This is a genomic window from Crocosphaera watsonii WH 8501 (genome assembly GCF_000167195.1).
Taxonomy (GTDB): Bacteria; Cyanobacteriota; Cyanobacteriia; order Cyanobacteriales; family Microcystaceae; genus Crocosphaera; species Crocosphaera watsonii.
The window spans coordinates 1-8,129 of the sequence record NZ_AADV02000181.1; the positions used below are offsets into that span (position 1 = coordinate 1).

An 8,129-nucleotide genomic window follows, 5' to 3' on the forward strand; every position below is an offset into this window, starting at 1 on the left:
CCACGTGCAATTCTGATAACTTATAAAAACCAGCAATCTACGGAAAGAGGATTTCGATTTTTGAAAGATCCCTTATTTTTTACTGATAGTTTCTTCGTTGAAAAACCAGAAAGAATAGAAACAATGTTATTTTTAATGTCTTTGTGTTTGTTGATTTATAACTTGGGGCAAAGAGAATTAAGAAATTGTTTAAAAAGAGTCAAAAAAGGAATAAATAATCAAGTAGGGAAAGTAACATTGCGTCCGACTTTGAGGTGGATATTTCAATGTTTTCAAGGTATTCATTATGTGATTTTAAACGGAGTCAAACAAATTGTCAATTTAACAGAAGAAAGGCGTTTTATATTGAGTTTATTACCTGCATCTTGTCAAAGATATTATCTATAAATTGAATTGGATAAAGCAAAAATAATAAAAGAATAAGAGTCTAATGATATCAAATGAGAAGAGGAAACTCTCCTTCGTTTGTGCTGAGTCTTGCTAAGTTTTCAATGAGTATAAATCTTCTTAATTTGATTATTTTTCCTAAAAATTTAATGAAAAGAGAAATATTCTTGCCCAGGTATGATTTTCGGACTTTTTAAAACTATGTATTTTTTTATACTACATTTTGAAGTGCGGAATCTGGGATAAGTAAGACAACCTCAACCAAGATTCAAACATGACCGTAGGGTGGGCATTGCCCACCTTACAGATTATTGTTATATAATGATTATAATAGTTATTTACATTTATCGACTTAAAATAAAGAGAATTATTTTATGTTTTCCTTAACTCAAACCAGTGCGCGTCAACGAGAAATTATTGAGGTTGTCCTTAGTAATGGTTGGGATTATATGAAGGGTTTATTAACAGGAAAAAAAGACGAAGATCCCAATATTCCAACCCCTGAAGTTCTCCGCAATATTTTAGTAGAATTAGGACCATTTTATGTTAAATTAGGGCAAATTTTAAGCACTCGTCCCGACATTTTACCCCCTAATTATATCAAGGCGTTAACGGCTTTACAAGCCAATGTACCTCCCGTATCTTGGGAAGCTATTGAAAGACTACTAAGTCAGGAGTTAGGGCAACCTATAGAATCTGTTTTTAGTAAGATTAATCAGCAACCTATTGCTGCTGGTTCTATTGGACAAATTCATCGCGCAACTTTAACTACTGGGGAAGAAGTTGCTATTAAAGTTCAACGCCCAGGTATTGATAAAATTGTTGAGCAAGATATTAGTTTAATTAAGGGAGTTGCTGAGTTAGTTTCTCTAACAGATTTTGGAGAAAATTACGATATTGTTGAGCTTGCTGATGAATTTTCTCAAGCAATTAAAGCAGAATTAGATTTTACAAAAGAAGCTGATTATACTGACAAAATTAGAAATAATTTATCAGAAAGTCGTTGGTTTGATACGGAACAATTAGTTATTCCTAAAGTGTATTGGGAGGTAACAAGCGAGAAAATTTTGGTGTTAGAATGGTTACATGGAAAACCTATTTTAGAAGCTGATTTAAGTATTCCTGAAAGTACAAAATCTATTGAGATTAGAAAACAAGAAATTACTACTTTATTATTTAGGGCATTCTTCCAACAACTATATTTAGATGGGTTTTTTCATGCTGATCCTCATCCGGGTAATATTTTCTATTTAGATAATGGAAAAATTGCCATTATTGATTGTGGTATGGTGGGAAAACTTGACCCAAGAACACAACAAATTTTAACAGAATTATTACTAGCAATTTTTGATTTAGATGCACAAGGTTGTACACAATTAACTATAGAATTATCTCAGGGAGGAAAAGCAGAAAGTTTAGAAAGATTACGCAATGATTATGAACAGATTTTACGGAAATATTATGACCTCAGTTTGTCTCAATTCAATTTTAGTGAGGTTGTTTATGAAATTTTACAAATTGCCCGTAAAAATAAGTTAAAAGTACCTGGAAATTTGGGACTTTATGCTAAGTGCTTAGCTAATTTAGAAGGGGCGGCCAGACAGTTTAATCCTCAGATTAATTTATTTGACGAAATTAAACCCTTGATGACGGATTTATTTCGCCGTCAATTAATTGGTGATACTCCTTTACAAACCAGTTTAAGAACGGTTTTAGACCTCAAATCGATTTATCTGAAAACACCAAGACAAGTGGATATATTACTGGATAGATTGTCTTCAGAAACCTTACAATGGAATCTCAGATTAAAAGAATTAGAACCTTTAAGACGCAGTGTAGATTCTTCTGCAAATCGTCTTTCTTTTAGTATTGTTTTAGGTTCATTAATTATGGGGGCGGCGATTATTTCTACGGGGTCATCTACTCAACAATTGTCGTTAATTAGCACTGTTTTGTTTGCTGCTGCTAGTTTATTAGGGGTTTGGTTAATTATTAGTATTTTGCGATCTGGAAGGTTAAAATGATTTAATTATTATGAGCAACATTTGGTATATTCTTAAAACAGAAACAGAACAATGCGAAATTGTAGAACTTGATTATAATCAAGTCCCAGAAAATACAAATTATTGGGGTCCTTTCGCCTCCAAAGAAGAAGCGATCGCCCGTCGTGTTGGTTTAATTCATGCAGGAAAATGTAAACCCCAATTGTGAATAATTTACCGCCTATAAGACTTGATGGGTATGGGAATGTTGTTTAACATTATCTTCTGCTTTTACCACATTAACCGCATTGAGAATTCGTTTTTTTTCTAAAGAAAAATTCAAGTCTTTTTTAACTGTTCCCAGAGTAATTAAAGATTGAGCAGAAGGACGATTCTTATAAGTTCTAACTGCTGCTAAAGTTCTTTCAATAAAGTCATCACCAAACTGAGCATCATCAGGAAAATCAGACGTTTTCGTTAACGTTTCCCCAGTTAAAATGTCTCCAATCGACTTAGCAGAAACCAATTCATAAGAAGTAGGAATTCCTTGACAAATAGGTTCTAAAGCGGCGGAAGGAATAGGTTCAATAACACGAACTTGATGAAATTCTCCATCTTCCTTTAAAAAACAAGTTGCTAACCCAAATACACAGTAATCATCCATAGAGATATCAGAATGATTAGGTAATAATGTAGTAGTAGACATGAGTAAGAATAACTCCTTATGATTCATATAATCTAATTTTATCAGTCATGGGTATGCTTTAGGAAAACCAGAAAAACTTAAGGAAAATTTTATAAAATGGGGAAACTCCCGATGGTAGATAGTTAGGAAGATTGGAGAGCAAGTTTAAGGTATGGAGACAGTTACCAGAGTGACACATTTTTTACCATTAAGCATCACACTATTGAGTACAGTGTTTTCAATAAGCACCTTAATACTGCTATTATGAAAGATGATATAACTAACTATAAGAAACATTCCTCATCATTGGTTCCGATCCCATCGGTGTCAGAAGAGGAGTCTATAAAAGCGGCCATGGCCACCCAACTTAAAAAGAAAGAACTTTCTGATTTACATTTAAGGATTATTATTAAACAAGAAGCAAATCAAGGGAATTATCAGAAGGCGATCGCTATTCTGGACAAATTAATTGCCCGTCTCCCCAATAGTGCCATTGACTATAATAATCGGGGTTTAATGTACCTGAAAATAGCTGATTATGATCAGGCGATGACTGATTTCAATAAAGCGATCGCCCTTAGCCCTAGTTTAGATCGAGCTTATAATAATCGGGGTAACTGCTACGCCCATCAGGGGAACTTGAGCAAAGCCATAGAAAACTACGAAAAAGCCTTAGATATTAATCCTTATAACCAAAAGGTGTGGATTAATCAAGGTATTACCCTCAGAGAACTAGGAGACTATCCATTAGCTATAGAAACCCTGGAACTAGCGAAAATGATTGGCAATCAATACCTGGGGCGTATTTATGCAGAAAGGGGTTATACTCGTTATTTGATGGGGGATTGGAATTATGCGATCTCAGATTATCGTCGTGCCTTGTCCTATTTACCCGAAGGCCATCGTTATCAGCAAAAAGTGATGAAATGGTTAGCCAAAGTGCTAAAACCCGTTATTTCGCAATCAAATCTTGAGAGTGATCATTGATCTGCACCAAACTGTTGTAAGATCCACTAAAACAGATATTGTTGTCTAAAGTCTAGCTTTGTGCTTCTAGTCTTCGGTGAGAATAGCCCTTATTTTTGCCCAAACAGAGGAAACTTCTGACTACTAACTTCTGACATTAATAATAAGTCTCTTCCTTCAGTTTATTGCCATATAGCGAGTCCCATGACCACCACTATTTCCGCAGATCAAGTTAATCAGATTGTTTATAACTTACATCATGATCCCTTTGAGATTTTAGGTTGCCACCTTCTAGAAAAAGGTGAAAAGACTAAAAAATGGGTAGTCAGGGCTTATTTACCGAAAGCAGAAGCAGCATGGGTGATCCGTCCCACAGAAGGAAAAGAAGATCCCATGAACTCTGTTCATCATCCCAACTTTTTTGAATGTATTATCGAAACCCCTGAACTAAATAACTATCAACTGAAAGTTAAGGAAGGGGAACACGAAAAAGTGATCTATGATCCCTATGCTTTTAGTTCTCCTTTTCTAACTGACGAGGATATTTACTTATTTTCTGAAGGAAACCACCACCGTATCTATGAAAAATTAGGCGCTCATGTAGGCAAAATCAATAAAGTTGCAGGGGTTTACTTTGCGGTTTGGGCCCCCAATGCGCGTAATGTTTCTATTATTGGTGATTTTAATAACTGGGATGGCCGAGAACACCAGATGCGTAAACGCAACAACACCATCTGGGAGTTATTTGTGCCGGAAATAGGTGCAGGGACAGTCTATAAATACGAGATCAAAAACAGTGAAGGTCATATCTACGAAAAATCAGACCCCTATGGCTTTTATCGGGAAGTTCGACCAGATACCGCTTCTATTGTGGTGGATATAGATAATATTTATCAATGGAATGATGAGCAATGGTTAGAAAACCGACGTAATAGCGATCCTCTCAAGGAACCGGTATCTGTGTATGAGGTACATTTGGGGTCTTGGTTACACGCTTCTTCCGAGGAAAAAATGCCTTTACTCAATGGAGAAGCTGATCCCGTCATCGTCTCAGAATTAAACTCTGGGTCCCGTTTTCTCAGTTACTACGAACTAGCAGAAAAATTGATCCCCTACGTCAAGGAGATGGGTTACACTCATATCGAAGTGTTACCCATTGCCGAACACCCCTTTGATGGATCATGGGGGTATCAAGTCACTGGATTTTATTCTCCCACTTCTCGGTTTGGTCCACCGGAAGATTTCATGTATTTTGTGGATCAATGTCATGAAAATGGTATTGGGGTGATTTTAGACTGGGTTCCGGGGCATTTTCCCAAAGACTCCCACGGGTTAGCTTATTTTGATGGCACCCATCTTTATGAACACGCAGATCCTCGCATTGGTGAACATAAGGAATGGGGGACGTTAGTGTTTAACTATGGCCGTCATGAAGTCAAGAACTTTTTGGTGGCTAATGTTCTTTTTTGGTTTGATAAGTATCATATTGATGGTATTCGGGTGGATGCGGTGGCTTCTATGTTATACCGTAACTATCTGCGTAAGGATGGGGAATGGATACCCAATGAATACGGTGGAGATGAACATATTGAAGCGGTTAATTTTATCAAGGAAGTCAATATTTTATTATTCGAGTATTTCCCTGGTATTCTTTCTATTGCTGAAGAGTCCACAGAATGGGAGAAGGTTTCTCGGCCTATTTATGATGGTGGGTTAGGGTTTAATCTTAAATGGGATATGGGTTGGATGCACGATATGTTAGATTATTTCAGCATCGATCCCTTTTACCGTCAATACCATCAAAATAACGTCACTTTTAGTATGTTGTATTATTACAACGAAAATTTCATGTTGGCGTTATCCCATGATGAGGTAGTGCATGGAAAGAGTAATATGTTGGGTAAAATGCCGGGGGATGAATGGCAGAAATACGCCAATGTTCGGGCTTTATTTACCTATATGTACACCCATCCTGGTAAGAAAACCATGTTTATGAGTATGGAGTTTGGCCAGTGGAGTGAATGGAATGTTTGGGGTGATTTAGAATGGCATTTATTACAGTACGAACCCCATCAACAACTAAAGCAATTTTTTACGGATATTAACGCCCTTTATAAACAAGAACCGGCCTTATATACCCACGATTTTGACTATCATGGATTTTACTGGATAGATTGTAACGATAATCCCCATAGTGTGGTATCTTTTGCCCGACAAAGCGATGATCCCAAAGATACTTTAATCGTGATTTGTAATTTTACTCCCCAACCCCATAGTCATTATCGGATCGGGGTTCCTGAATCTGGATATTATCTTGAATTATTTAACAGTGATGCCAAAAAATATGGCGGTAGTAATATGGGTAATTTAGGGGGTAAATGGGCTGATGAATGGGCATTTCATAATAAACCTTATTCGGTAGATTTATGTTTACCACCTTTATCTGTGTTAATTCTTAAGTTAGATCCCGATAAAGTTCCAGAAGGAACAATTGTTGAAGAAGTAGCTATTGATGAAGAAGAGTAGGTATTGAGAATGAAGAAAATAGGTGGGCAATAAATAAAGATTTTTCGATTATTTTTTTTCAGCATCCTTTTTTGCCCACTCTAAAATTTGCTACAGTGATTGATTATATATTCAGTTCAAATTATGACAAATCCTCAACAACAAGCTTTAAAACCAATCCTTAAAGAATTACTCTATGAACTCCTTACCCAAGAACAAGACTTGCTTAAAGATTTAATCTATGAAGTCATTGAAGATATAGCAATGGCTAATGCTATAAAAGAAGGAATAGATACCGAAAATGTTAGTCGTGAAGAAATTTTTTCTCTGTTAGAAGACTAATCATGAATATTGAATTTCGTAAAACCTTTAAAAAGGACTTACGCAATCTAAAAGAACCCAAAATTAAGCAACAAATTAAAGGTGTGATTGAAGATATAGAAGTTGCCAAAAATATCACTGATTTAAGAAATGTCAAAGCAATACAAGGACATCAAGGATTTTATAGAATTCGTATAGGTAACTATCGTCTTGGACTTTATCTAAATGGAAATGTTGTTGCTTTAGTACGTTTTCTTCATCCAAAAGATATGTATCGTTACTTCCCTTAAGAATATCTAAATCATTAAATTCAGCGTACCATCACCATCCGGCACTTCAATAGCTACTTGTAGGGTGGGCAAAAGGGAAAACAGATCAAATGTGATGATTAACTTAAAATTTTGCCCACCATCCCCTTATCTATTTCATTTCAAACCTATTGGTGGGCAGCCATTAAATCCTCTCTGGTAAGATCAAATTAATTAATGCTGCCCACCCTACAACTCAGTTTTTAAGGTTGTAATCTTCAACAAAAGATGCAATTACCCTTTTTTACGACGAGCCAATGCACCAATGGAACTTACAGCGAGTAAACCTAAGATAGCACCGGGTTCAGGGGTTGATTGCGCTTCTTGTGGAGTTAATTCTAAGTTATCTATTTCTAACTGAACTTCCCCTTTGACAAAACCCGATAACGTATGCTGCATGAGGGATACACCGAATTAGCTAGGGGTTATTAATGGGTACAAACAGAAGAAATGCTTAATAAATCTAATGCCTTTTGTTGCACTTCAGTAGGTCGAGTTATCTTGTCAAAAACGTATTTTCCACTCTCTAAAGAACACTCAACTGTGTTCAAGCAAATTGTTCCCAAATCTTCTAGTAAAGTACGAAAGCTGTGAACTGGTAAGTTATCTTCGGTGCGTTTTTTTCTATCTTTAGCAACAGCAGAATTACTACGACGAGCTTTTATGACATCCTGATAGTTATTATCAATTTCTTCATCTTCAAATAATAAAGGGGCTAATTTTTGTTTTAAATGCCATTCAACGTAATAAGCCAACATACATAAGAAAATATGTGCCTTAACTCTGTCTCCCTTATAATGATAAATAGGACGCACTTTTAAATCAATAGATTTATAACAACGGAAAGCTTCTTCCACCGAAGATAAACTTTTATAAGCTTTGACAACTTCAATCCATCCATTAGAGTTTCATCTACAGAATTCTGGGATCCTTAGATCGTCACAGCGGCACTGCCTGCCTCCTCCTNTCCCCCCC

The 8,129-nt window shown here is 36.0% G+C and carries 8 protein-coding genes and 2 pseudogenes; 7 read left to right on the plus strand and 3 right to left on the minus strand.

The genetic code is table 11. The features are described 5' to 3' along the window. The 3 genes and pseudogenes from CWATDRAFT_RS27685 to CWATDRAFT_RS38935 form a co-directional block, all read left to right on the plus strand. Positions 1-387, plus strand: a pseudogene (locus CWATDRAFT_RS27685) (IS1634 family transposase); the annotation flags it as partial. Between the two features lie 374 nt (positions 388-761). Beyond that, the gene (locus CWATDRAFT_RS27690) at positions 762-2,411 is read left to right on the plus strand and encodes an ABC1 kinase family protein (RefSeq protein ID WP_007308095.1); all 1,650 of its coding nucleotides are present in this window, start codon (positions 762-764) and stop codon (positions 2,409-2,411) included. A gap of 10 nt (positions 2,412-2,421) precedes the next feature. After that, a complete protein-coding gene (locus CWATDRAFT_RS38935; protein ID WP_007308096.1) occupies positions 2,422-2,598 on the plus strand; it encodes a hypothetical protein in 177 nt (58 codons plus the stop codon). Positions 2,599-2,610: 12 nt separating this feature from the next. Here the strand turns inward: CWATDRAFT_RS38935 and CWATDRAFT_RS27695 are convergent, their stop codons facing one another. Further along, positions 2,611-3,075: a hypothetical protein gene (locus tag CWATDRAFT_RS27695; RefSeq protein WP_007308101.1), complete on the minus strand. Its 465-nt coding sequence runs from the start codon at positions 3,073-3,075 to the stop codon at positions 2,611-2,613. 243 nt (positions 3,076-3,318) lie between these two features. On the opposite strand from CWATDRAFT_RS27695, the gene CWATDRAFT_RS27700 reads away from it, so the two are divergent. The 4 genes from CWATDRAFT_RS27700 (at position 3,319) to CWATDRAFT_RS27715 (ending at position 7,136) form a co-directional block, all read left to right on the plus strand. After that, entirely contained in the window at positions 3,319-4,041 is a 723-nt protein-coding gene (locus tag CWATDRAFT_RS27700; RefSeq protein ID WP_007308097.1) for a tetratricopeptide repeat protein, read from the plus strand. A gap of 183 nt (positions 4,042-4,224) precedes the next feature. Beyond that, on the plus strand, positions 4,225-6,546 hold the full coding sequence (gene glgB / locus CWATDRAFT_RS27705; RefSeq protein WP_007308098.1) for a 1,4-alpha-glucan branching enzyme: 2,322 nt from the start codon (positions 4,225-4,227) through the stop codon (positions 6,544-6,546). A gap of 123 nt (positions 6,547-6,669) precedes the next feature. Next, positions 6,670-6,867, plus strand: coding sequence for a hypothetical protein (locus tag CWATDRAFT_RS27710; protein WP_007313070.1), 198 nt, complete (start codon positions 6,670-6,672; stop codon positions 6,865-6,867). 2 nt (positions 6,868-6,869) lie between these two features. Continuing rightward, positions 6,870-7,136, plus strand: coding sequence for a type II toxin-antitoxin system RelE family toxin (locus CWATDRAFT_RS27715; protein ID WP_007308099.1), 267 nt, complete (start codon positions 6,870-6,872; stop codon positions 7,134-7,136). A 252-nt stretch (positions 7,137-7,388) separates the two neighbouring features. On the opposite strand, the gene CWATDRAFT_RS36370 is transcribed toward CWATDRAFT_RS27715, so the two are convergent. Next, positions 7,389-7,553, minus strand: a complete 165-nt coding sequence (locus tag CWATDRAFT_RS36370) for a PEP-CTERM sorting domain-containing protein (protein WP_081451025.1) — start codon at positions 7,551-7,553, stop codon at positions 7,389-7,391. A 29-nt stretch (positions 7,554-7,582) separates the two neighbouring features. Then, positions 7,583-8,079, minus strand: a pseudogene (locus tag CWATDRAFT_RS40640) (IS1634 family transposase); the annotation flags it as partial. Between the last annotated feature and the right edge of the window lie 50 nt (positions 8,080-8,129).

What these genes read in the sequence shown, in the direction of transcription:
- CWATDRAFT_RS27690 (WP_007308095.1), top strand. Translation starts at nt 762, where the DNA reads ATGTTTTCCTTAACTCAAACCAGTGCGCGTCAACGAGAAATTATTGAG.
- CWATDRAFT_RS38935 (WP_007308096.1), top strand. Translation starts at nt 2,422, where the DNA reads ATGAGCAACATTTGGTATATTCTTAAAACAGAAACAGAACAATGCGAA.
- CWATDRAFT_RS27695 (WP_007308101.1), bottom strand. Translation starts at nt 3,075, where the DNA reads ATGTCTACTACTACATTATTACCTAATCATTCTGATATCTCTATGGAT.
- CWATDRAFT_RS27700 (WP_007308097.1), top strand. Translation starts at nt 3,319, where the DNA reads ATGAAAGATGATATAACTAACTATAAGAAACATTCCTCATCATTGGTT.
- glgB (WP_007308098.1), top strand. Translation starts at nt 4,225, where the DNA reads ATGACCACCACTATTTCCGCAGATCAAGTTAATCAGATTGTTTATAAC.
- CWATDRAFT_RS27710 (WP_007313070.1), top strand. Translation starts at nt 6,670, where the DNA reads ATGACAAATCCTCAACAACAAGCTTTAAAACCAATCCTTAAAGAATTA.
- CWATDRAFT_RS27715 (WP_007308099.1), top strand. Translation starts at nt 6,870, where the DNA reads ATGAATATTGAATTTCGTAAAACCTTTAAAAAGGACTTACGCAATCTA.
- CWATDRAFT_RS36370 (WP_081451025.1), bottom strand. Translation starts at nt 7,553, where the DNA reads ATGCAGCATACGTTATCGGGTTTTGTCAAAGGGGAAGTTCAGTTAGAA.